The organism is Mycobacterium sp. 050272 (genome assembly GCF_039023525.1).
In the GTDB taxonomy this organism is placed as follows: Bacteria; Actinomycetota; Actinomycetes; order Mycobacteriales; family Mycobacteriaceae; genus Mycobacterium.
Genome location: NZ_JBCHKV010000002.1, coordinates 582,550 through 603,830, shown reverse-complemented (window position 1 = coordinate 603,830; position 21,281 = coordinate 582,550). Strand labels below are relative to the sequence as shown.

Annotated in this window: 21 protein-coding genes and 1 pseudogene; 10 read left to right on the top strand and 12 right to left on the bottom strand. The window is 64.8% G+C overall.

Going from position 1 to position 21,281, the window contains the following annotated elements:
• The first annotated feature begins 11 nt into the window (after positions 1-11).
• The 5 genes from AAHS21_RS07680 to AAHS21_RS07660 are packed head-to-tail and all read left to right on the top strand — an operon-like array spanning position 12 to position 6,957.
• Complete coding sequence (locus AAHS21_RS07680) at positions 12-1,184, top strand: amidohydrolase family protein (protein WP_342927066.1); 1,173 nt, start codon at positions 12-14, stop codon at positions 1,182-1,184.
• A complete protein-coding gene (locus AAHS21_RS07675) occupies positions 1,184-2,428 on the top strand; it encodes a Xaa-Pro peptidase family protein (protein WP_342927065.1) in 1,245 nt (414 codons plus the stop codon). Before AAHS21_RS07680 ends, AAHS21_RS07675 begins: the two co-directional genes overlap by 1 nt.
• Positions 2,418-3,557, top strand: coding sequence for a M24 family metallopeptidase (locus AAHS21_RS07670; RefSeq protein ID WP_342927064.1), 1,140 nt, complete (start codon positions 2,418-2,420; stop codon positions 3,555-3,557). The genes AAHS21_RS07675 and AAHS21_RS07670 overlap by 11 nt, the downstream gene beginning before the upstream one ends.
• Positions 3,558-3,559: 2 nt before the next feature.
• On the top strand, positions 3,560-4,546 hold the full coding sequence (locus tag AAHS21_RS07665) for an enoyl-CoA hydratase/isomerase family protein (RefSeq protein ID WP_342927063.1): 987 nt from the start codon (positions 3,560-3,562) through the stop codon (positions 4,544-4,546).
• On the top strand, positions 4,543-6,957 hold the full coding sequence (locus tag AAHS21_RS07660) for a CoA transferase (RefSeq protein WP_342927116.1): 2,415 nt from the start codon (positions 4,543-4,545) through the stop codon (positions 6,955-6,957). The genes AAHS21_RS07665 and AAHS21_RS07660 overlap by 4 nt, the downstream gene beginning before the upstream one ends.
• Here the strand turns inward: AAHS21_RS07660 and AAHS21_RS07655 are convergent.
• Complete coding sequence (locus AAHS21_RS07655; protein ID WP_342927062.1) at positions 6,954-7,793, bottom strand: SDR family NAD(P)-dependent oxidoreductase; 840 nt, start codon at positions 7,791-7,793, stop codon at positions 6,954-6,956. The genes AAHS21_RS07660 and AAHS21_RS07655 overlap by 4 nt on opposite strands.
• 107 nt (positions 7,794-7,900) lie before the next feature.
• On the opposite strand from AAHS21_RS07655, the gene AAHS21_RS07650 reads away from it, so the two are divergent.
• On the top strand, positions 7,901-8,386 hold the full coding sequence (locus AAHS21_RS07650; protein ID WP_342927061.1) for a MarR family transcriptional regulator: 486 nt from the start codon (positions 7,901-7,903) through the stop codon (positions 8,384-8,386).
• 9 nt (positions 8,387-8,395) lie between these two features.
• The gene (locus AAHS21_RS07645) at positions 8,396-8,812 is read left to right on the top strand and encodes a DUF5313 domain-containing protein (RefSeq protein WP_096290093.1); all 417 of its coding nucleotides are present in this window, start codon (positions 8,396-8,398) and stop codon (positions 8,810-8,812) included.
• Between the two features lie 77 nt (positions 8,813-8,889).
• On the opposite strand, the gene AAHS21_RS07640 is transcribed toward AAHS21_RS07645, so the two are convergent.
• The 3 genes and pseudogenes from AAHS21_RS07640 to AAHS21_RS07630 form a co-directional block, all read right to left on the bottom strand.
• On the bottom strand, positions 8,890-9,729 hold the full coding sequence (locus tag AAHS21_RS07640) for a mycofactocin-coupled SDR family oxidoreductase (RefSeq protein WP_342927060.1): 840 nt from the start codon (positions 9,727-9,729) through the stop codon (positions 8,890-8,892).
• Between the two features lie 22 nt (positions 9,730-9,751).
• Positions 9,752-9,976 (bottom strand): annotated as a pseudogene (locus tag AAHS21_RS07635) (cytochrome P450); the annotation flags it as partial.
• Between the two features lie 221 nt (positions 9,977-10,197).
• A complete protein-coding gene (locus AAHS21_RS07630; protein ID WP_342927059.1) occupies positions 10,198-10,848 on the bottom strand; it encodes a TetR/AcrR family transcriptional regulator in 651 nt (216 codons plus the stop codon).
• A 240-nt stretch (positions 10,849-11,088) separates the two neighbouring features.
• Between AAHS21_RS07630 and AAHS21_RS07625 the strand changes: the two genes are divergently transcribed.
• Entirely contained in the window at positions 11,089-12,264 is a 1,176-nt protein-coding gene (locus tag AAHS21_RS07625; protein WP_342927058.1) for an acyl-CoA dehydrogenase family protein, read from the top strand.
• On the opposite strand, the gene AAHS21_RS07620 is transcribed toward AAHS21_RS07625, so the two are convergent.
• Genes AAHS21_RS07620 through AAHS21_RS07585 form a run of 8 tightly spaced genes read right to left on the bottom strand, consistent with a single transcriptional unit; the run spans position 12,261 to position 18,320 of the window.
• A complete protein-coding gene (locus tag AAHS21_RS07620; protein ID WP_342927057.1) occupies positions 12,261-12,575 on the bottom strand; it encodes a DUF4190 domain-containing protein in 315 nt (104 codons plus the stop codon). The two genes, AAHS21_RS07625 and AAHS21_RS07620, sit on opposite strands and share 4 nt — an antisense overlap.
• A 46-nt stretch (positions 12,576-12,621) precedes the next feature.
• On the bottom strand, positions 12,622-13,434 hold the full coding sequence (locus AAHS21_RS07615; protein ID WP_342927056.1) for an acyl-CoA dehydrogenase family protein: 813 nt from the start codon (positions 13,432-13,434) through the stop codon (positions 12,622-12,624).
• 2 nt (positions 13,435-13,436) lie between these two features.
• Complete coding sequence (locus AAHS21_RS07610) at positions 13,437-14,543, bottom strand: acyl-CoA dehydrogenase family protein (protein ID WP_342927055.1); 1,107 nt, start codon at positions 14,541-14,543, stop codon at positions 13,437-13,439.
• Between the two features lie 10 nt (positions 14,544-14,553).
• Positions 14,554-14,985, bottom strand: coding sequence for a nuclear transport factor 2 family protein (locus tag AAHS21_RS07605; protein WP_342927054.1), 432 nt, complete (start codon positions 14,983-14,985; stop codon positions 14,554-14,556).
• Positions 14,960-16,183, bottom strand: coding sequence for an amidohydrolase family protein (locus AAHS21_RS07600; protein ID WP_342927053.1), 1,224 nt, complete (start codon positions 16,181-16,183; stop codon positions 14,960-14,962). Before AAHS21_RS07600 ends, AAHS21_RS07605 begins: the two co-directional genes overlap by 26 nt.
• Before the next feature lie 3 nt (positions 16,184-16,186).
• Positions 16,187-16,510 (bottom strand): hypothetical protein, encoded by a 324-nt coding sequence (locus AAHS21_RS07595; protein WP_342927052.1) that lies wholly within the window; start codon positions 16,508-16,510, stop codon positions 16,187-16,189.
• A complete protein-coding gene (locus AAHS21_RS07590) occupies positions 16,494-17,771 on the bottom strand; it encodes an aromatic ring-hydroxylating dioxygenase subunit alpha (protein ID WP_342927051.1) in 1,278 nt (425 codons plus the stop codon). Before AAHS21_RS07590 ends, AAHS21_RS07595 begins: the two co-directional genes overlap by 17 nt.
• Positions 17,772-17,789: 18 nt before the next feature.
• A complete protein-coding gene (locus AAHS21_RS07585; protein ID WP_342927050.1) occupies positions 17,790-18,320 on the bottom strand; it encodes a carboxymuconolactone decarboxylase family protein in 531 nt (176 codons plus the stop codon).
• Positions 18,321-18,740: 420 nt separating this feature from the next.
• Between AAHS21_RS07585 and AAHS21_RS07580 the strand changes: the two genes are divergently transcribed.
• Positions 18,741-20,039, top strand: a complete 1,299-nt coding sequence (locus AAHS21_RS07580) for an amidohydrolase family protein (RefSeq protein ID WP_342927049.1) — start codon at positions 18,741-18,743, stop codon at positions 20,037-20,039.
• Between the two features lie 72 nt (positions 20,040-20,111).
• On the top strand, positions 20,112-21,278 hold the full coding sequence (locus AAHS21_RS07575; RefSeq protein ID WP_342927115.1) for an acyl-CoA dehydrogenase family protein: 1,167 nt from the start codon (positions 20,112-20,114) through the stop codon (positions 21,276-21,278).
• Positions 21,279-21,281 lie beyond the last annotated feature (3 nt).

Below are 21,281 nucleotides of genomic sequence, written 5' to 3'. Positions count from 1 at the left end.
GAGGGTCAATAATGTCAACGCCGACAACCACCGCCTCGCTCTACCCGCCCGGAGGCTACGGCGCTCCCAAGGATCGGCGTGGCCACGCCGTGGGCAGCGATGTCGGGCTTCCCGAGGGGACCGTCGTCTTCTCGGCCGACAACCACATCTCGCTGGCCGACGACATCTTCTTCGATCGGTTCCCGGATGACCTGAAGGACAAGGCGCCGCGGATCTGGTACGAGGACGGTGCCTACCAAGTCGGGCGCAAAGGACAGTCGTTCCTGCCGGGCGACTTCAGCGCCGTGCTGATGCAGTACGACGACCTGCCCGGCGCTGCGAGCACCAACATCGAGGCCCGGATCCAGGAGCTGCGCGAGGACGGCGTCGAGAAGGAACTCGCGTTCCCCAACGCGATTTTGGCGCTCTTCCACTACCCGGACAAGAAACTTCGTGAACTGGCATTCCGGATCTACAACGAGTACATCGCCGAGTTGCAGGAGAGTTCCCACGGACACTTCTACGGCGCCGGCCTGATCAACTGGTGGGAGCCGGAAGGCGCTAAACGAACGCTGGCCGAATTGAAGTCGTTGGGGCTCAAGACCTTCCTGCTGCCGCTGAACCCGGGCAAGGACGACGACGGCAACATCATCGACTATGGCTGCGACGCGATGCGGCCGGTCTGGGACGAGATCGAAGCCGCCGGCCTGCCGGTGACCCACCACATCGGCGAGACTCCGCCGAAAACCCCGTGCCAGTTCAACAGCGTGGTGGTCGGCATGATGATCAACATCGACGGCTTCCGCGAGCAATTCGCCAAGTATCTGTTCACCGGAATTCTCGACGACCACCCCGGGCTGCGGATCGGCTGGTTCGAAGGTGGAATTTCCTGGGTCCCTTGGGCTTTGCAAGACGCCGAGCACCTGATGGGGTCCTATCAACACATGCTCAACCGGCCGCTGGCGCACGATGTGCGGTACTACTGGGACACGCACATGAGCGCATCGTTCATGGTCGACCCCCTGGGCCTGCAGCTGATCGACCAGATCGGCGTCGACAAGGTGATGTGGTCCAGCGACTACCCGCACAACGAAAGCACCTACGGCTATTCCGAGAAGTCGCTGAAGTCTGTCGTCGAGGCCGTCGGCCCGGCGAATGCGAAGAAGATCGTCAGTGACAACATCACGAAGTTCTTGGGCCTGTAGTGACGACCTTCGCGCAACTGGGCACCAGCACCGGTAACGGACTGGTAATTCCCGAAACACCCGACCTTGCCCGCCTGCGTCGCGAGACCGGGGCCCGGCTGCGCTCGGCGATGGCCGAACGTGGCGTGGACGCGATGATCCTGCTGGGCAACAATGCCGTGGTCTACGCTACCGGCGCCAGTTGGCCACTCGGCGACGCGGGGCTGTCCTATGTCGAGCGACCGGTGGCCGTGGTGGTCGCCGGCGACGAGTGGCCGCACCTGTTCCTGCCGTTCCGCGAGGGAGCGTCGCACGAATCCGACCTGCCGCCCGATCACTTACATGGTCCGGTCTACCTCGAATTCGAGGAAGGCGTCGCCGATTTCGCGCGGACGATTGCCGACCTGATTCCACCCGGCGCGGTGATCGCCGTCGACGAGTGCACGGGCGCGATGTCGCGCGCGGCGAACCTGTTGTTCCGGGGCGGCGCGCCCGTGGACGCAGCGGCGATCGTCAGTGCGGCGAAGTCGGTCAAGACCCTGGACGAATTGTCGTGCCTGCGCACCGCGATCCGGATCACCGACGAAGCCATGGTGGAAGTCCAGAAACGGCTTGCCCCAGGGATCCGTCAGATCGACTTGTCGGCAAGCTTTTTGCGCCGCGCCTTCGAGTTGGGCGCCACGGCCAGCATGCTGGAGCCGATCTGGCAGGTGATGCCGCCGAGCAAGGCCGAGGGCGTGTGGACCACGCACGGAGACCTGGCGCTGCCACTGCTGAGCACCGAGCGCGAGCTGGTCGAAGGCGACGTGTTGTGGACCGACGTCAGCATCACCTACCAGGGTTACTGCTCCGACTTCGGACGCACCTGGCTCGTCGGCCGCGACCCGTCGCCGCGCCAGCAGGCGCAGTTCGACAAATGGTTCGAAATCATGAGCGCGGTGCTCGGTGTCGCCAAGGCCGGCGCCACCGCCGCCGATCTGGGACGGGCCGCTATCAAGGCCAATGGCGGCACCAAGCCGTGGCTGCCGCACTTCTATCTGGGTCATGGCATCGGCGTTAACGCCGCCGAAATGCCAATGATCGGAACGGATCTCGGCCAAGAGTTCGACGAGAATTTCGTGCTCAAGGCCGGGATGGTGCTGGTCCTGGAGCCCGTGGTGTGGGAAGACGGCACCGGCGGCTACCGCAGCGAGGAGGTCCTGGTGATTACCGAGGAAGGCTGGATTCGTTTGACCAACTACCCCTATGACCCTTATGGCAACTGAAGTCCTGCCCGACGAGCGCACGCTGCGCTCGGGCCGTCGCCAGCGGGCGCTGGAGCAAATGGCGGCCCATGATCTCGATGTCCTGGTCCTGGGCCGGCAGGCCAACGTTCGCTATGTAACCGGCGCGCCACAACTCTGGGTCGCCGGTACGCGACCGTTCGGCCCGAGCTGCGTGCTGGTGCGCGAGACCGGTGCGGTGCACCTACTGAGCACGTGGGACGAGGGCATCCCCGAGGACATCCCGCACGAGAACCTCTACGGGATCTCGTGGAATCCGATGAACACGATGTCGGCGTTACAGCGCATCCCGGGTGCGGCGACCGCTCGGCGGGTCGGGACCGACGCGCTCTCACCGGTTTTCGCGCGACTGTTGCCTACGGCGTTCCCTAACGCGCAACTGGTGGACGGCGAGCTGGCGATGCGCGCCGCGCGCCGGATCAAGACGGCCGAGGAGATTGCCGCGCTGCGGCGTTCCGTCGCGGTCGTCGAGTCGGCTCTTGCGGCCGCGGTATCGGAGTTGCGGCCGGGGGTTAGCGAGCAAGCACTGGCCGGAGTCCTGCTGGAGGCCTCGGCGGCCGGTGGAGTGAGTACGCCCTCGAATCAAGATGTCGCATGGGTGACTTCGCGCACTCACCCGTGGCGCCGGGCCGGCGGTCCGGATCGAGCTCAGGGCCGGATCCAGGACGGTGATCTGGTGGCATTCTCCGCCGGAGTGCTGGCCGGCGGCTATGTCGGCGAGGTCGGGCGGACCTGGCCGGCTGATCGCAAGCACGCGCCCAACGGCGCCGCCGCGTTGTACGCGCGCTGGGAAGGTCTGTGGGGCAGGCTGATTGCCGCCTGCCGGCCCGGTGCCGGAGCCGGCGAACTGCTGGCCGCTTACCAGGCCGCCGGAGAGCCCGAGCCGCCGATGCCGGTAGCCCGTGGTCTGGGCATGGGCTTCGACCCGCCCGTCGTCTCCAAGCACCTACCCTCGACCGCGGCCGAGGAGCGGTTGGAGCCGGGGATGGTGCTCGCGGTGACCGGCTACGTGTGGGCCGAAGGAGTCGGCGCGGTATTCGGGCGCGAGGCGGTCCTGATCACCGCCGACGGTCCCGAAGTGCTTACCGCGAGCCCGTCCTGGCAGCCGTAGCCATGCCCGAGCTCTCGGAGCCGGCGGCCGAAGAGATCATCCGGTACGACAAAGACGCGACGACGCGGATCGCGACGATCACGTTCGACCGGCCGGACTATCTCAACGCGCCGACGATCGCCGCGCGGCTGCGCTACGCGGAGTTGTTGCACCAGGCCAGCATTGACGACGACGTCAAGGTATTGGTGGTTCGCGGAGCCGGCGACGATCTCGGCTCGGGCGCGGACCTGACCGAGGTGATGCGGGTCCGCGATGCGGCCGACCAAGGCCCACGACTTGCCGAATACCGGGTCAGCCCCGACGACGTCAGATATCCGCCGCAGGGTTCGTTTCGCAACGGCGCCACCCTGGGCCAGTGGTACGCCAACCCGAACTCCGGCATCCGCGGCCTGCAGGACTTCAAGAAGATCAGCATTCTCGAGGCGAAGGGCTACTGCTACGGCTGGCACTTCTACCAGGCGGCCGATGCCGATCTGGTCATCTCCAGCGACGACGCGCTGTTCGGGCATCCGTCGTTTCGGTACTACGGCTGGGGTCCCCGCATGTGGTGGTGGGCGCAGACGATGGGCATCCGCAAGTTCCAGGAAATGGTGTTCACCGGACGGGCTTTCACCGCGGCTGAGATGTACGACTGCAACTTTCTCAATAGCGTGGTGCCCCGGGCCGAACTGGAGGCAGAAGTCGCGAAGTACGCGCTCGCGTGCGCCCGCAATCGCCCCACCGACACGGTCTTCATGCAGAAGGTCTTCTTCGAAATCATGAAGCAGTTCCAGGGCGAGTACCTGGGCAGCATGCTCAGTGGCGTCTTCGAATCGATGGGCGGCAGCGTCCGTCCGGACAGTGGCGACGAGCTGATGCTCGATGACGCGATGAAACAGGGGTTGGGCGAGGCGGTCAAAGGCAACGACAGCAAGTTCCCCGACGACTGGGCGCTGAGCAAGAAAGCGCGCAAGAAGGCCGGGGCCGGCAAAGCGAAGAAAAAGAAATAGTGGCGCCCGTCGAACCGCCACTGACCGGGTTTACGGTCGTCGATCTGTCCACCGGCATCGCCGGTGCCTACTGCACCAAGCTGCTCGCCGACGGCGGCGCCGACATCATCAAAGTCGAAGCACCAGAAGGTGATCCGCTGCGCAGGTGGTCGGCGTCCGGTGCCGCCATTGCGCCCGACGCTGACGGCGCCTTGTTCTGCTTCCTCGCCGGTGCGAAACACAGTGTGGTGGCCGACGCCGGCGAGGACGCCGACCTGGTGAACCGGCTGCTGGCGTCGGCGGACGCGGTGGTCTGGTCGGCTGGCTCGAAAGTCGCTGAGCACCCGGACTTTTCGCCGCAGGCCCTGCATCGCCGTCATCCGCATCTCACCGTCACGGCGATCACACCGTTCGGGCTGGAAGGCCCTTGGCGAGACCGCGCCGCGACCGAGTTCACACTGCAGGCATGGTCGGGCGGGATCGTCGGGCTCGGGCGTGGCGAGCAGGAGCGGCCGCCCGTCTTCGTCGGCGGGCAGGCCGGCGAGTACCTGGCCGGAGTCTATGCAAGTGCGGCCACCTTGACGTCGCGATGGCGCCGGATCGACGGCGGGGCCGGCGAATTGCTCGATCTGTCGATGCTGGAAACTCAGGTCCTGTGCCTGACCTACTACCCGGTGACCTACTTCGAACTGCTTGGCCGACCGTGGCGAGACGCGCGGCGGCCCACCATTCCGGGGGTGGCTCAGGCTAAGGACGGCCTGGTGGATCTCGGATGTGGCACGGCGCAGCAGTGGTTCGACTTGTGCGCGATGGTAGGTCATCCGGAGTGGATCGACGAGGAGTCGCCGCTGTCGATCACCGAGCTGGCCAACGTCTACGCCGACGAGATCTTTGAGTGGGTGGCCGCGACCCCAGTCGACGAAATCCGGGAACTGGCCTCGGCATTCCGGATTCCCAACGCGCCGGTCGCCAATGGCGCGAACGTCACCTCGTTCGATCAATTCGTGGAGCGCGGTTCGTTCGTGCGCAATCCGGGCGGCTTCCAGCAGCCGAGTCACCCGTACCGGATGCGGCCCGCCCAGTTACGCAGCCCGCAACCGGCGCCGCGGCTCGGGCAACACACCGAGCACTACCGCACCGCGAACCTGTCGCCGCGGCCCGAGCCGACCGGCACGGCAAAGCCGTTGCCGTTCATTGGACTTCGGGTGTTGGATATGACGACGTTTTGGGCGGGTCCCTGCGGCACCCACTTTCTGGCCATGCTCGGCGCCGAGGTCATCCACGTCGAGTCCACCCGTCGCCCGGATGGCACTCGGCTGATCGCCGGCATACCGACCACCGAGGAGCAGTGGTGGGAGAAGTCGCCGATCTTCGAGGCGCTGAACACCAACAAGAAGAGCCTGACGCTGGACCTGCAGAGCTCGCGGGGCCGGGAGCTGCTGCGGGATCTGATCGCTACCTGCGACGTAATCGTGGAAAACTTCACACCTCGGGTGCTGGACCAGATCGGTTTGGATTTTGCTGCCGTTCAATCGATTCGGCCGGAAGCGGTGATGGTGCGGATGCCCGGTTTCGGCCTCGACGGACCGTGGCGGGACAACCCGGCCTTCGCGTACGTGATCGAAGCCGCATCCGGTGTCAGTTGGCTCACCGGCTACCCGGACCGCACGCCATTTGACCCGTATTCGATCGGCGACGCATGCGCGGGTGTGCACGCGCTCAACGCGATATTGCTGGCGCTCGAACATCGCCGCCGCACCGGCGAGGGTGTGTTCGTGGAAGCGGCGATGGTCGATGCGGCGCTGAACATTGCCGCCGAGCAGGTCATCGAGTACTCGGCATACGGGGCGCTGCTGGAGCGCGACGGCAACCACGGACCGTCGGCGGTTCCCCAGAATCTCTACCGCAGTGCCGACATCGACGAGTTCGGTCGGCTCGACAGCTGGGTCGCCATTGCGGTGGCCACCGACGAGCAGTGGGAAAGGCTATCCCAGGCGCTCGGATCACCCTCCTGGGCAACCGATCCCGCCTTATCGACGGCGGCCGGCCGGCGGGCACACCAGGATTGCGTCGACGATCGCCTGGCCGCCTGGTGTGAGAACCGTACCCGCGACGACATCGTGGCAACGCTCTGGGACGCCGGTGTCCCGGTGGCCAAGGTCATGCAACCACATCGGCAGACCAAGCTGGAGCAGCTGACATTTCGCGGTTTCTTCGAAGAAGTCGATCATCCGGTGAACGGTCGGGCGCGGCTGAGCACCGTGCCGATGAGATTCTCCAACGGGCCGCGGGTGTTTCACGCTCGTCCCGCACCCACACTCGGGCAACACAACCATGAGGTGCTCGCTGAGTTGGGCTTGAACCCGACGGATATCGCGGACCTGGAAGCCGCCGGAGTCATCGGCGTAACGCCCGCGATGCGGTCGGGCTAGTGCTTCCAGCCTTCGGCGGCCTGGTCGTCGAAGGTGTGGTCGATGCGTTCGAACCGGCGCTTGACCGAGGCCCGAGCCGCCTCGTGCGGCAGGATGTACAACCGGTTCGCCAGAATCGCATCGGCGGTTAACCGCGCGACTTCGCCGACCGTCACGCCTTGATCCTGCGTCGGCGGCAGCGGCCCGAAGCTCTCCGTCAGATCAGGCGTCGAGGCGAGTCCATAGTCCGCGCCGCGAATGCGTTCGGAGTTGGAGACCAGCTTCGTTTCGATGACCATCGGGCACAGCACCGAAACGCCGATCCCGTTGTCCTTGACCTCGCGAGCCAGCGTTTCGGCCAGGCCGACAACGCCATACTTGGCGACACCGTACGCCCCGAGGCCGGCGTTGGGCACCAGCCCGGCAAACGATGCGGTGAAGGCGATGTGACCGCCCTTGCCCTGCTCGATCAGCCTCGGAACGAACGCCTCGACGGCGTGGATCGAACCCCACAAATCGATGTCGATCACCCAGCGCCAGTCCTCGTGGGTCATGGCGGCGAGCGGGCCCGCGACGACGATGCCGGCATTACTGAAGACGATGTCGACCTGGCCGAGCAGTCGGAACGCCTCGTCCGCGAGGTGAACCATCTCCTCGACGTGCCGCACGTCGCACTCCACGCCGTGCGCGTCGGCGCCCGCGCTCTTGAGGTGTCCCACGGCATGTTCCAGTGTGGACTTGTCGACATCGGCCAGCACGATGCGGGCGCCGCGACGGGCGAACTCGGTGGCGGTGGCCAAGCCGATTCCGCTTGCACCGCCGGTGATCACTGCCCCGCGTCCCTCGAATCCGTCCATGGAATCCGAGGGTATTCCTCCCGTTCCCGCGGCCTGACCGGGGTCTCATCCAGGGTGTGAGGGGCCTCATATAGATAGGGCACTAACTATTAGGCTACGATCCAAACATGGCCTTGCTGACCGCCCGCGAGATCGATCCGCTCGCCCTAGAACACCAGGTGTGCTTCGCGTTGGCGACCACAAATCGCGCGGTGCTGGCGGTGTACCGACCGCTATTGGAGCCGCTGGGTCTGACCCATCCGCAATATCTGGTGATGCTGGCGCTGTGGGATCATCGGAAGGCGGCGAACGAGTCCCCGCTGTCGGTCAAGCAGATCGCGACCGCCTTGCAGATGGAGTCGGCCACGCTGTCGCCGATGCTCAAACGGTTGGAGGGACTTGGCTTGATCACCCGCGCCAAGAACGTCGTCGACGAGCGCAGTACCGATGTCACGCTCACCGAGCGCGGAATCGCCCTGCGCGAGCGCGCACTTGAGATTCCGCCCGCCGTCGTCGAACGGCTGGGTGTCGAACTGACCGAACTCGAGAACCTGCACCAGGTCCTGACCCGAATCAACGCGGCCGCCGTGGCGGCGGGCGCATTGCAATCCTGAGGAGTCACCATGACCGCCACGAAACCCAATCTGTGGCAACGCATCGGCTATGCCTACGGCCGGCGCCTGCCGGATTCGATGCGCAGCTGGGTCGCCAACGATCTGGCCGGCCCGGGAGCCATCCGCCGGCACATGATCAGGTGGGCGATACCTCCCCTGCTCGTGCTCGCCCCCTTCTGGCTGCTGCCGGCCTCGCTCTATGTGCACACGGAGATGACCGTGCCCCTGTACGCGTGGGCGTTGGTGGTTAACTTTGCGCTGAACAAGGTTTGGCGCCGTCACCGGTTGGCGGTCCATGGTTTGGATCCGAACCTGGTCGACGTGATCAACCGTCAGAAACAGGCCCGGATGCATGAGGACTACGCCCGCCGTTACGGGCCGCGGCCAGCCGAGGCCGAATGGCAGGCCAACAGCAGCCCGTTCTAGCGGTGGCTGAATGTCGACTTATCGTGCTGATCAAGCTCTTTCGAGCACAACGAGTCGACGTTCGGCGCTAGGAACGGCTACTTGAGGCAGCTGCCACCGTCGACGGGCAGCGTGACGCCGGTGATGTACCGGGCCTCGTCGGATGCCAGGAACAGCACCGCGTTGGCGATGTCCTCGGGCTCGACCCAACCGATCGGCAAGGTGTGCATCAGCTGGCCGACAACCTTCATGTCCTCGGGGCCCGGGTTCTCCAGATCGGGACGGAACAGCTTCATGGTGCCCTCGTTCATGAACAGCGGGGTGTTCACGTTGGTCGGGTGCACGGAGTTGACGCGGATGTTCTGCGCGCCGAGCTCGACGGCGAAGGTGCGCATCAAACCCACCACACCGTGCTTGGCGGCGACGTAGTGACCGGTGTGCGGATAGGCCTTGAGGCCGCCGACCGAGCTGGTCAGGATGATCGAACCGCCGTTGCCGCCCGCGAGGATATGCGGCACACCGGCTTTCACCGTCTTCCACACGCCGGCGAGGTTGATGTCGATCATCGCGGTCCAGTCGGCTTCGCTGGTCTTGTCCAGCGTCTGGCCGCCGTTGCCGATGCCCGCGTTGGCGACGATGATGTCGAGCTTGCCGAGCTGCTCGACGCCGGTGTCCACAGCGGACTTCAGCGCGTCGTAATCCCGGACATCGACCTCGGCGGTGTAGATCCGCCGGTTCTGTGCCTTCACCAGGTCCGCGGTCTCGGCCAGATCTTCCGGTGTGGAGGCGGCGATCAGATCCACGGTGTCGATCTTCTTGCAGATGTCCACCGCGATGATGTCGGCGCCCTCCTGGGCCAACCGCACCGCATGTGCGCGGCCCTGGCCACGCGCCGCCCCGGTGACGAAAGCAACTTTGCCTTCAACACGTCCGGTCATCACTACCTCAATTCCTGACTTGATTTCTTTGACAGAATTCGCGGATCTTGGGCTCAAGTGCATTGACTTTGCGCGGAGTAAACATGCGGGACAACAACTTACGGTGGATGTCGTGGATCGGCGGATCCTCGAAAATGACCGTCCGCGGTGGCTCTTCGCGCAGCCGTCGAGACATCGGGCAGGGATCGGCGATCAGCCCCACGTCGTACGGGTCGAAGTGAACATCGCTGGCCGCGCTGACGGTCACGGGTAATCAATCGCCTCTCACAGGAACCACGTACCCCCCGCCCCCGGGGTCGGACAGGGCGCCGCCACAGAACTCTGTCGTCACCCGGGAACAGGTGTCAACGTCGAATCCGTTTAAGCTAGTTCTAGTTCTAGATATTAGAGAATCTGATTCTCGTGAAGCAAGTCAGGTGCGCTATCCGCTCAGGTCAGACGATGGCCGACGCGTTTCGCGGGCTGGTGTCAGGCGACGAATCCGGCAGAGCAGAAGTCCCACACCTCGTCAGCGGTGATCGGATGAATCGTCGCATCGTCGGATCCGCCGCTGGACTGTGCGATGAACATCACCGTCTGCATCGTCATCGCGGCAATGCGGCGAGGATTGAGCCCGTCGCGCAACTTGCCTGCGTCGCAAGCCGCTTCCATGAGCTCGGTCAGCAATGCCAGCAGCGGTGCATGGGCGATCTTGACCTCAGCGGGGTGCGTTACCAGCAACCGCGGGGCAAAATCGGTGAACAGCGGACGTTTAGCCGTGGGATCCGGTCGTGAGGCCTCGTACAACAGCTCCACTGCCACCTTGAGCCGCTCGAGCGGGTCGGCATGGCTTTCGGTGGCGGCCCGGATCTGGTCGGCCGACCGGCTCAGCGCATCCTCGAACAACGCGAGCAACAGCTCGTGCTTGCCGTCGAACTGCAGGTAGAAGCTCCGCAGTGACTGGCGGGAGCGGTCCACGACCTCCTGGACGGTAAAGTCTGTGCTGCCCTTTTCGATGATGATGGCCTGCGCCGCGTCGAGGAAGCGCTGAACGCGCTGCGCCGCACGCAGTTTCGCCGTTTTGATTGATCGCTCGACGGCGCGCTGTTTCCAGGCCGGCTCTTCGCTTGGGCTGGTCACGGAAGGCTCGGACGATTGCCGCGAGGGGAGAACATGATTGGACTCTACCGGAGAACGCCGTGACATCGCTGCGCTCGACCCCCTCTCGGACCAGGTGTCGGAGATTGTAACTTTCTTGACACGAGAATACTATTCTCCTAGACGTGTGTATAGAAGCGGAATCGCAAGAGCGAACCGCGCCGTCGGTGGAAACCCGGATCTACCGGCAATCCACGCGCTAGCGAATCTCCAGGGAGTGCTGTGCAGCTGACCTTTGACGCCGACGTCGAGGATTTTCGCGCGGAGTTCGCGGCCTTCCTGGACGCGAATCCCCTCGATGCGGCGCAGACGGGCGAACGGCCGCAATCGAGTTCGGACATTCCGCAGTGGGCCCGCCGCTGGCAGCGGTTGCTGTTCGACAACGGGTGGCTGATACCCGGGAACCCCCCGGAGTTCGGCGGTCGCAACGCCACGCTGCTGCAGCAATACGTGTACCTCGAGGAGTTGTCGCGGCGGCGGATCTATCAAAGTTTCAATCCGCAGGGCGTGGGCATCATCGCGGCGTCATTGCTGTCGTTCGGGACGCCGGAACAAAAGCAGCGCTGGGCAGTGCCGATTCTGCGCGCGGAGATGACGGCATCGCTGGGAATGAGCGAGCCCGGCGCGGGCTCCGATCTCGCCTCGCTGAAGACGCGCGCGGTGCTTGACGGTGACCAGTTCGTCGTCAACGGGCAGAAGGTGTGGACCTCGGGTGCCCATCACGCCGACGTGTTGCTGACGTTCGTGCGCACCGACCCCGATGCGCCAAAACACAAGGGAATCAGCGCTTTACTGATTCCGACCAACACCCCCGGTATGGTGCGTCGCCCGTTCGCCTCGGTGGCCGACATCGAAGACGTCGACTTCAACGAGGTCTTCTTCACCGACGTGAGAGTGCCGGCCGAGAACTTGGTCGGCGAGCTCAATGCGGGCTGGCGCGTCGCGACCGGTTCACTCGGCCACGAGCGCGCCATGCTGTGGCTGGACTACGCCGACATGCTGCACGCGCTGACGGTCGAGTCCAGCCCTACCGGACCCGTGCAGCGGGATCGCTACGCCACGCTGGTGATGGACTTTTACGCGATGCGATTGCTTGGGTCGGCGACCTTGGCCAAAGCCGCGCGTGGCCACGAAGATGTGCCCGCGCAGTCGGTGCTCAAGCTGCTCGGTTCGGAGGCCATGCAACGCGCGTGCGAGGACGCCCTGAACGCAAAGGGGGGTGACGGACTGGTGCTGCGCGGGGTCACCGCTGGATTCGCTCCACTCAACCTGGACAGCCATTACGGCAGCTGGTTTGACCGCTACACGCGTACCTTCGCCGCGACCATCGCCGGCGGCACGTCCGAAATTCAGCGCAACATCATCGCCGAACGAGTCCTGGGGCTGCCCCGGGGTTAGCAGTTATTGGTGGCGGGGTTGTCCAGGCATCGCTGCAAACGGTCGGGATCCTGGGTGTCCAGCCAGGAGTAGTAGCCGATGGCGATAAGCCCGGCGACGATCGCCACCGTCCCGAGCACCATGCCGGCCACCGCGGCCCGGGGATTGGTCGCCTCACCGCGGCCCGCCCGCCGGCGGGCGATGTCGCCCGTGATCAGTGCCGCGATACCCAACGGCACCCCGATCAGCAACCAGCAGGTGGCGAGTGCCAACCCGCCCAGCACCACCGCGGCGACGCCGGCCTGATTTCGAGGTTCCACGTGATAGCGCATGTGCGCTAATACTAGGCAATGCGCGCCCGCGCGCGACTCGCAGGCGTTACAGCTGCACCAGCCGCGGCGCAGATCCCTTGGCCCGCAGGGCTGCTCCGGCCTGTGAGGTGAGTTCCCGGGCGCTGCCGAGCAGGTTGTCCAGAATCAGCGACCGTTTGATGTGGTGGTGAAGCCGGTGTTCGGCCGTGAAACCGATACCGCCGAGCACTTGCTGACAGTGGCGTGCCGCGGTCAGCGCGGCCCGACCGGCCGCCGCTTTGGCCAGCAAGCTGGCCAGGTCGTCGGGGTCGTCGGATGCGGCGGTGGCGGCGTGCAGGGTCGCCTCGGCGCCTTCGATCGCTACCAGTGTCTCGGCCAGCCGGTGCCGGATCGCCTGGAATGAGCTGATGTGGCGGCCGAACTGCACTCGGTCCAGGGCGTGCTGGCGCGCGAGTGCGAGCATCGCGTGGCTGGTACCCACCAGCCACCAGCCCAATGCTTGCCGGCCGGCGGCCAGCCCAGCTTGCGCAGCTGAATCGCCTTCTGCGACAGGATGTATCGGCAAGTCGTTGTCGATAGCCGAACTTGGGAGGTCGTCGCGCTTCCACACCACCCAGGAATCTCCGGCGAACGGGAGCGGGGTGAGGCCGCCGGGGGACCGTCCGGCCGCGCGCAGCACCACGTCGTTAAGCACGGGCGCGTGCGCGCCGGTCTCGCCGAGCAGGCGGAACACCAACGGTATTGCGATATCTGGGATTTCGTCCAACATGTCGTGCCAGCCGAGGTCCGTCAGCGCCGCATCGAGCATGGCGCCGGAAGACGAGCCCATCGCGGTGCGCACCGACTCGGCCAGTAACCGCAGTTCCTCGGAGTGGTCCATGATCACTCCTTTCCGAGGTCGAGGAGCCGGCGGGCGATGATGTTGCGCTGAATCTCGGCGGTCCCGCCGTAAATGGTCGACGCACGCGAGTACAGGTACTCCGAGCGCCACGGCGCGTCGTCGAGCTCGAGGTCGCCGGGCAGCAGGTCGCGCACGGTGTCGTACAGCCGTTGTTCGGCGGAGGCCAGCAGCACTTTATCGATGGAGGTGTCGGGGCCCAGGCGGGCGCCGTCGCGCAGCCGGTATTGGGTGGCACGCGATCGGCAGCGCAGCGTGTGCAGCGCGAGATACGCTGCGCCCAGATCGTATTCGTCGCGGCCGCCGTGCTGGCTGCCGCCGGCGACCTCGGCGATGAGCGCATCGAAGCGCGAGTAGAGGTAGGCGATGCGCTGCCAGAAGCAGGTGGACCGCTCGAAGGGGAGCAGGTCCATCGCGAGTTTCCAGCCGTCGCCCGGCTTGCCGAGCATCCGGCTCGACGGGATCACCACATCGTCGTAGTACACCTCGCAGAACTCGTCGACGCCGTGCATGGTGCGCAGCGGCCGGATGGTAATCCCGGGGGTGTCGAGGTCGACGAAAAATGCGGTGATGCCGTCATGGCCGGGCCCGGTGCGGGTCAGCAGAACGCAGCGGGTGGAGAACTGGGCGAAGCTGGTCCAGACCTTCTGCCCGTTGACGATCCAGTTGTCGCCGTCCTGGACGGCCCGAGTGGTCAGCGAGGCCAGGTCGCTGCCGGAGCCGGGCTCGGAAAAGCCTTGGCACCATTGTTCTTCGCCGCGCAGCAGCCGCGGCACCATCTCCGCGGCCAGTTCGGGCGGGGCGTAGTCGATCATCGTGGGTGTCAGCACCTCGAGCATCGAATACGGGCCGGGCTCGGCCAACCGCCGGCCCACCACCTCTTCGCCGACGATCGCGCGCAACAGCGCCGGCCCGCCCAGCCCGCCGACCTCTTCCGCCCAGCCGTAGCGCATCCAGTCGGCGTCGTACAACGCCCGGCTGACGCGGCGGAACTGCAGCATGTGTCCCTGCAGTGAGTGGTCGGGTCCGGGCGTTAAGTCGTTCTCGTCAAGCCACTTACGCAGACCCGACCGGAACTCCTCGACATTCACTGGTCGGCTTTCAGGGCTGCGGACGACCGATGGCGTGCGGGCGTCCGGAGTCGTGCACACCGCTGCGGCGAATGAACGTCATGGCGCGGGTCTTGAGTCGCCAGCCTTGCGCGGTCCGCAGGTAGGTGTCGCGGTAGTAGCCGATCCGCATGTCATGCGTCGAGCCGTCGATGAAGCACAACGGCTGGGTGCCACTCGCCGAGTCGCCGTCGAGGTTCTCTACCAAGGCAGTTCCGGTGAGGAACAAGCCCTTTGGTGCGGCGGCCACCAGCTCGGGAAAGCGGTCCAGCTGATAGGTGGAGCCGAACGCGCTGTAGGTCCCGTCCGGGGTGAAGACGCCGATCAGGCCGTCGATGTCTTCTTGGGTGATGGTGACGGCGTAGCGGGCGAGCAGCTGCTGAATCTCGACCAGATCGTCAGTTCTGGTTGGCTGTGTTGGCATAGACCTTGCCGCCTTTCATGACAAAGCTGACGCGTTGGGTAACGGTGATGTCTTCCAACGGGTTTCCCGGTACCGCGATGATATCCGCGAGTTGGCCCGACGCCAGCCGGCCCCGGTCAGTCTTGTTGATCAGCTCCGCGGCGGTAGTGGTTGCGGCCCGCAGCACCGCCAGCGGCGGCATGCCCCATTCGACCAGCGTGACAAGTTCGTCGGCGTTGCGGCCATGGGGGATTGCGGGCGCATCGGTGCCGACCGCGATCTTGACCCCGGCTTCATAGGCGGCCTTGATCGATGTCTCTGCCTTGGGGAACATCTCGGCGGCCTTGTCCTGCAATTCCTTCGGAGCGCGGGACACATCCATCGCCTGAGCGAGTCTGCGGGTGGTCACCAGGAACCGGTCGTTGTCGACCAGCATCTGAATCGCCTCGTCGTCCATCAGGAAGCCGTGTTCGATGCAGTCGATACCGCACGCGACCGCGTGCTTGACCGCCTCCGCGCCGTGCGTGTGTGCCGCGACGCGCAACCCGCGCCGGTGCGCCTCGTCGACGATCGCGCGCAGTTCTTCGTCCGAATAGTGTTGTGCGCCAGCCTCACCGGTCAACGACATGACACCGCCGGAGACGCATACCTTGATCAGCTGGGCACCGTGCTTGATCTGGTAGCGCACCGCCTTGCGGATCTCGTCGACGCCGTTGGCGATGCCCTCTTCGACCGTGAGCTCTAACGCACCCGGCATGAAGGCGGCGAACATCGTCGGGTCCAGGTGCCCGCCGGTCGGCGTGATCGCGTGTCCGGCCGGGACGATTCGGGGTCCGTCGATCCACCCCGCGTCGATGGCCTTGCCCAGCGCGACGTCGAGCAGATAGCCGCCGGTCTTCACGAACAGGCCCAGGTTGCGCACGGTGGTGAACCCCGCGCGCAGGGTGCGACGGGCGTTGCCGACCGCCCGCAGCACTCGCGTCGGGGGATCGTCTTGCACCTGGGACAGCCCGGGCGTCTCACCGCGCCCGCCCATCAGAAGGTTGACCTCCATGTCCATCAGGCCGGGCAGCAGGATCTGATCGCCGAGATCGATGATCTCGCCTTCGGGTTCGCCACCGACGCCGACGATCCGGTCTTCGGCGATCTTCACGATGCCGGGCGAAACGATTTCGCCGGCGTCGACGTCAAGCAGTCCGGCGGCCTTGAGCGTCTGCACCGCTCAGATCACCGGTTCCCGAATGACTTCGACCCACGCCGCACCGCTGTCGGGAACGCGCGGCTGCTTCCATGCCTCGATCGGGAAGGACACCATGACCAACGACTGCATGATGTGCATCAGGCTTTTCGCATCGTCGGGCAGGTCGTTGAGCGGGAACTTGTCGCAGTACGCGATAGCGTCGTTCAGCTTCGGGAACGCGACGTCATAGAACGCCTGCATCTCGGGCATCGTAGAGGCCAGCCGCTTGGCGTAGCGCTCGGGCTCGGTGGCCAGATCCCACTCCAAAAATGACTCCAGGGCAGCGAATTCAGACGGTAACGCCATTGCGCTGGTACTCCTTCACGTAGTCACCGGTGGTCTTGTGCAGGTGGCGGATCAGGACTTCCTGGTCGCACAGCAGGAACTCCTTGACGGCACGGGTGCCGATCATGGTCTGGGTTGCCTCCAAGGTGTTGGCGTCCTGCAACGCATACTCCTTGAACGTCACGGCGGCCAACTCCTGAGCCAGGCGCTCCCGTGCATTGCGCGGCGGAACGAAATACAGCGACGACTCGAAGATGTGCTTGTCCACCGCGGTAGGCCAGTAGTGGTAGGTCAGATACCAGCCGGGTTCCCAGATCAGCAGCATGAAGTTCGGGTAGAACAGCCACGAGTCGATGCCCCACTGGGGCACCCTCTTCACGTTGACGCCCGGCGGCAGCTCGAAGTTCTGCATCAGCTCGGGCTTGTCCCACGGGCCGAACAAGCCGCTGCGCAGCACCTGGTCCAGAGGCTTGACCATGCTCATGTCCGCCGGCGGCGCCTGACCGCCCCAGGTCGACTGCAGGCTGTGCGGGCCGGCCACCTCGTAGTGCAGTGCCTCGTAGCCGTACTTCTGGATCTTGGCGGCTTCCTCCTTGGTGTACTGCCCCTGGTGCAGGATCGGCGCGTGGTAGAACTCGACGAACGCGTCGATGAACAGCTTCCAGTTGCTGCCTACCTCGGCCCGGTACGAGTACGTTTCGGTCATCTCGCCGAAGGGATAGCCCTCGATGCTCTTGGCCAGCGGCCCGAGGTAATCGGTGAGCGGCGCCGCGTTGTCGTCGAAGTTGATGAAGATGAAGCCTTCCCACACCTCGCAGCGAACCGATGCCAGACCGTATTGACTCTTGTCGAGGTTGAAGAACTCGTCTTCCTGTTGGACGAAGGTCAGATCGCCATCCAGGCTGTAGCGCCAGGCGTGGTACTTGCAGGTGAACTGCCGGCAGGTGCCGGAGGTCTCCTCATTGGGAAAGTCGTTCCACACCAGCTTGTTTCCGCGGTGCCGGCAGACGTTGTGGTAGGCCTTGACCGTTCCGTCCTTGGTCTTGGTGATGATCACCGAGGTGCCCTTGCCGACTGACGGCAGTTCCCTGGTGAAGTAGCTGCCCGTCTTGGGCAGCCGCTCGACCCGGCCGACGTTGAGCCAGGTCTTTTTGAAGACCGCGTCGCGCTCGGCCTCGAAGAATGCCGGGTCGATCGAGTCGGCGTAGTCGACCGGCGCGGTCCCCAGCTCGGGGTAGTTTTCTGTCCAGCTGCCGGCGGCGGGCTTGGGGAAGTGGGCCACGTTCTTAACCTCTCTTGTCTAGGTCTTGCCGCCGGATTCGGCGGCCTGTTCGAGCTCTACGCCAAAAGTGTTGAAAGCCATGGCCAGTAAGCCATAGCAGCCGACCGTGAAGACGAAATCCATGCGCTGCTGGTTGTTGAGGCGTTCTCCCAGCGCCGCCCAGGTCTGGTCGGATAGCTGGGACTGTTCCTCGAGTTCGTCGACCGCGGTCAGCACCGTGCGGTCGAACGGGTCGGTGGCCTCGCCCCGGCGAACGTCGTCGATCTGCTCGCCGGTGATGCCCTCCGCCTTGGCCATGCTGACGTGGTGCGACCACTCGTAGGCGCACTCGCGGCGATGCGCGACGCGCAGAATGGCCAGTTCGCGGATGCGGGCCGGCAGCGTCGATGTCATCAGCAGGTGGACGTTGAATCGGAGGAACGCCTTGGCCAGGGGCGGATGGTGGGCCAGCGTGGACAGTGCGTTATTGGTGTCCGCGCCCCGCATCGCCGAGAGTGCCTGCTGGGTAGCCTCGTCCCACTGATCCGCGGGCAGCGGCGACAAGCGCATCAACGGTATCCTCTCGGCGAAAGAGAATCAGATTCTCATTTACAACCAACAGACTTGCATGATTCGCTCGGTTGGTCAATGCCAACGGGTAGTGCACCGCAGCTGGCCGAGAACCTCGCCGCCGTACACCGGTATGTCGGGACCGCCGGGAAACGCCGCACCCGCGGGCGCAGAACAAAACTTTGGTTCATTCGAGGGGTTCAGGCCCGGTGCTGGCCTTTCTGGGATAGCGTCGTCGCACGTAGGCGGGCAATCGGGGCTTGATGTCGGTATGCCGGAACAGGGCCTCGATTTGCTCGTCCGGTCCTGTGGATGTTGATTCTCACCTGGCGAGAAGCTAGTTTTCAGAGGTAGTGGGGCGAGACGACAGCCAATGCCCTTGGAGCAGACTGCACGGGGATCCGATGGAGAGGGAAGCTCATGAACAAAGAAGACATGATGCTGATCAGCGTCGACGACCACACCGTCGAGCCGCCCGATATGTTCAAGAACCACCTGCCGAAGAAGTACCAGGACGACGCACCGCGGCTGGTGCACAACGATGACGGTTCTGACATGTGGAAGTTCCGCGACACGGTCATCCCCAACGTCGCGCTGAACGCCGTCGCCGGCCGGCCCAAGGAGGAGTACGGCATCGAGCCGACCGGGCTCGACGAGATCCGGCCCGGTTGTTACAACGTCGACGAGCGCGTCAAGGACATGAACGCCGGCGGCATCCTGGCCTCCATTTGCTTCCCGTCGTTCCCCGGTTTCGCCGGGCGGCTGTTCGCGACCGACGATCATGACTTCTCGATCGCGCTGGTGCAGGCCTACAACGACTGGCACATCGACGAGTGGTGCGGTGCCTACCCGGCGCGCTTCATCCCGATGGCGATCCCGGTGATCTGGGACGCCGAGGCGTGCGCCGCCGAGGTGCGGAGGGTGTCGAAGAAAGGCGTGCACGCGCTGACCTTCACCGAAAACCCCGCCGCGATGGGTTATCCGAGCTTCCACGACGAGTACTGGAACCCGCTGTGGAAAGCCTTGGTGGACACCGACACCGTGATGAACGTGCACATCGGTTCCTCGGGCCGGCTGGCCATCACGGCGCCGGACGCGCCGATGGACGTGATGATCACGCTGCAGCCGATGAACATCGTGCAGGCCGCAGCGGACCTGTTGTGGTCGCGGCCGATCAAGGAATACCCGGACCTCAAGGTCGCCCTCTCCGAGGGTGGGACCGGCTGGATTCCTTACTTCCTGGAGCGCGCGGACCGGACCTTTGAGATGCACTCCGCCTGGACGCACCAGGACTTCAAGGGCAAACTGCCCAGCGAGGTCTTCCGCGATCACTTCCTGACCTGCTTCATCAGCGACAAGGTCGGTGTGGCGCTGCGCAACATGATCGGCATCGACAACATCTGCTGGGAGGCTGACTACCCGCACAGCGACTCGATGTGGCCGGGTGCGCCCGAGGAGCTGTGGGATGTGTTGAGCCTCAACAATGTTCCCGACGACGAGATCAACAAGATGACCTACGAGAACGCGATGCGGTGGTACTCGTTCGACCCGTTCAGCCACATTTCGCGCGAGCAGGCCACCGTGGGCGCGCTACGCAAGGCGGCCCAGGGGCACGACGTGTCGATCAAGGCGGCGGGCCACGCGAAGGACACCAGAGGCGGCTCGTCCTTCGCGGACTTCGCGGCCAACGCGAAAGCCCTTAGCGGGAACAAGGACTGACGGCCCGCCGAATCGCTGGTGCGCCGGTGCATGAACTGACTTGAAGGAGATCTGGCGGTGCCCGGCGGTGGAATGAATTTTGAGCTGACCGATGATCAGGAGCTGATCCGCAAGTCGGTCGCCGAGCTCGCGCGCAAGTTCGACGACCAGTACTGGATGGAAAAGGATCTCGCGCATGAGTTTCCGGCCGAGTTCTACCAGGCGATAGCCGATGGCGGCTGGCTGGGTATGACGATCCCGGCCGAGTACGGTGGTCATGGACTCGGAATCACCGAGGCGACCATCCTGCTCGAGGAGGTGGCCAAGTCCGGCGGTGCGATGAACGCGGCCAGCGCGATCCACCTGTCCATTTTCGGCATGCAACCCGTCGTCGTGCACGGTTCGGACGACCTCAAGGCGCGCACCCTGCCATCGGTGGCGACGGGTGAGGTGCACGTCTGCTTCGGTGTGACCGAACCCGGTGCCGGACTTGATACCTCACGCATCACCACGTTCGCTAAGCGCGACGGAGACAAGTACGTCGTCAACGGGCGCAAGGTGTGGATCTCCAAGGCGATGGAATCCTCCAAGATCCTGTTGCTGACCCGTACCCAGAGCTATGACGAGGTCACCAAGAAGACCGACGGGATGACGCTGTTCCTCACCGATCTCGATCGCAGCCGCGTCGACGTCCGCCCGATCCGCAAGATGGGCCGCAATGCCGTCAGCTCCAACGAACTGTTCATCGACAACCTAGAGGTGCCAGTCGAGGACCGAGTCGGCGAGGAGGGCAAGGGATTCCAGTACATCCTCGATGGCCTCAACCCCGAGCGGATGCTGATCGCGGCAGAGGCACTCGGCATCGGCCGGGTGGCGCTGGAAAAAGCGGTGAAGTACGGCAACGAGCGTGAGGTCTTCGGCCGGCCGATCGGCATGAACCAGGGCCTGCAATTCCCGCTCGCGGATTCCCTGGCCCGTCTCGACGCCGCCGAACTGATGCTGCGCAAGGCCACCTGGCTGTACGACAACGGCAAACCCTGTGGGCGAGAAGCGAATACCGCAAAGTACCTCTGTGCCGATGCGGGCTTCGCGGCCGCCGACCGGGCGTTGCAAACCCACGGCGGCATGGGCTACGCCGAGGAATATCACATCACCCGTTACTTCCGTGAGTCCCGGCTGATGAAGATCGCTCCGGTCAGCCAGGAGATGATTCTGAACTTCTTGGGCGCCAATGTCCTGAAACTGCCGAGGAGTTATTGATGG

What these genes read in the sequence shown, in the direction of transcription:
- AAHS21_RS07650 (WP_342927061.1), top strand. Translation starts at nt 7,901, where the DNA reads ATGGCCTTGCTGACCGCCCGCGAGATCGATCCGCTCGCCCTAGAACAC.
- AAHS21_RS07585 (WP_342927050.1), bottom strand. Translation starts at nt 18,320, where the DNA reads ATGCGCTTGTCGCCGCTGCCCGCGGATCAGTGGGACGAGGCTACCCAG.
- AAHS21_RS07680 (WP_342927066.1), top strand. Translation starts at nt 12, where the DNA reads ATGTCAACGCCGACAACCACCGCCTCGCTCTACCCGCCCGGAGGCTAC.
- AAHS21_RS07580 (WP_342927049.1), top strand. Translation starts at nt 18,741, where the DNA reads ATGAACAAAGAAGACATGATGCTGATCAGCGTCGACGACCACACCGTC.
- AAHS21_RS07605 (WP_342927054.1), bottom strand. Translation starts at nt 14,985, where the DNA reads ATGCCAACACAGCCAACCAGAACTGACGATCTGGTCGAGATTCAGCAG.
- AAHS21_RS07640 (WP_342927060.1), bottom strand. Translation starts at nt 9,729, where the DNA reads ATGACCGGACGTGTTGAAGGCAAAGTTGCTTTCGTCACCGGGGCGGCG.
- AAHS21_RS07670 (WP_342927064.1), top strand. Translation starts at nt 2,418, where the DNA reads ATGGCAACTGAAGTCCTGCCCGACGAGCGCACGCTGCGCTCGGGCCGT.
- AAHS21_RS07575 (WP_342927115.1), top strand. Translation starts at nt 20,112, where the DNA reads ATGAATTTTGAGCTGACCGATGATCAGGAGCTGATCCGCAAGTCGGTC.
- AAHS21_RS07620 (WP_342927057.1), bottom strand. Translation starts at nt 12,575, where the DNA reads ATGCGCTATCACGTGGAACCTCGAAATCAGGCCGGCGTCGCCGCGGTG.
- AAHS21_RS07665 (WP_342927063.1), top strand. Translation starts at nt 3,560, where the DNA reads ATGCCCGAGCTCTCGGAGCCGGCGGCCGAAGAGATCATCCGGTACGAC.
- AAHS21_RS07615 (WP_342927056.1), bottom strand. Translation starts at nt 13,434, where the DNA reads ATGGACCACTCCGAGGAACTGCGGTTACTGGCCGAGTCGGTGCGCACC.
- AAHS21_RS07595 (WP_342927052.1), bottom strand. Translation starts at nt 16,510, where the DNA reads ATGGCGTTACCGTCTGAATTCGCTGCCCTGGAGTCATTTTTGGAGTGG.
- AAHS21_RS07645 (WP_096290093.1), top strand. Translation starts at nt 8,396, where the DNA reads ATGACCGCCACGAAACCCAATCTGTGGCAACGCATCGGCTATGCCTAC.
- AAHS21_RS07655 (WP_342927062.1), bottom strand. Translation starts at nt 7,793, where the DNA reads ATGGACGGATTCGAGGGACGCGGGGCAGTGATCACCGGCGGTGCAAGC.